This is a genomic window from Sphaerimonospora thailandensis (assembly GCF_016863115.1).
Lineage (GTDB): Bacteria > Actinomycetota > Actinomycetes > Streptosporangiales > Streptosporangiaceae > Sphaerimonospora > Sphaerimonospora cavernae.
The window spans coordinates 1-717 of the sequence record NZ_BOOG01000151.1; the positions used below are offsets into that span (position 1 = coordinate 1).

General features: G+C 73.6%; 1 protein-coding gene. It reads right to left on the minus strand.

What is annotated here, in order from left to right; genetic code table 11:
• Positions 1-717: DUF222 domain-containing protein (locus Mth01_RS29395; protein WP_204019219.1), on the minus strand; the 717-nt coding region annotated here is incomplete at both ends.

Below are 717 nucleotides of genomic sequence, written 5' to 3' on the forward strand. Positions count from 1 at the left end.
GGTGATCTGCTGCTCCAGCAGCGCGATGAACGCGTCGGCGTTGCGGACCCGAAGCGGCCGGTCGTCGCCCTTGGCCTTGGGCTTGGCGTAGGCGTCGAGCAGGGTGCGCAGCCGGGCGGCGGCCTCCCGGGGCAGGCGGAACTCGCCCTCCATCCCGCCCGAGTCGGTCTCCCGCACCAGCAGGAACCGCGCGTCATGGTCGGCGTCGGCCTCTTTGATCACCCCGTCGGGATCGAGCACGGCCCGCAGGTACCGCCCCGCCTTGGCGATCTCCTCCGGGCCGGCCGTCTCGGCCAGCTCCAGCAAAATCACCTCGGCCTTGGCCGCGTCGGCGTCACTCAGCCCGGCGGTGGCCGCGCAGATCGCCGTCACCACCGCCTCACTCAGGCTCCCTGCGGCATACCCGGCCTTCACCTGCGGCAGGCGTTCCAACTCCATGCCCAGGCCCACCACCCGGTTGGCGACCCGCCGGCTCGTCCCGCACACCGACCGCAGCCAGGTCCTGGTCGAGGCATGCCCGCGCTCACGGGTGGCCCCGGCCGCATGCACCCGCTGGGCGCGCACCGCGATCGCCGCCTCCAGCCGATCCCGCGCGAAGATCAGCTCCTCCAGCTGGGCCAGACACTCCCCGGGCGCGTCCGGGACCGCAGTCAACGCCAGCGCCAGCGCGGACTCCCGCACCGCCGACACCAACGGCCACGACCCCGCCCCACTCTC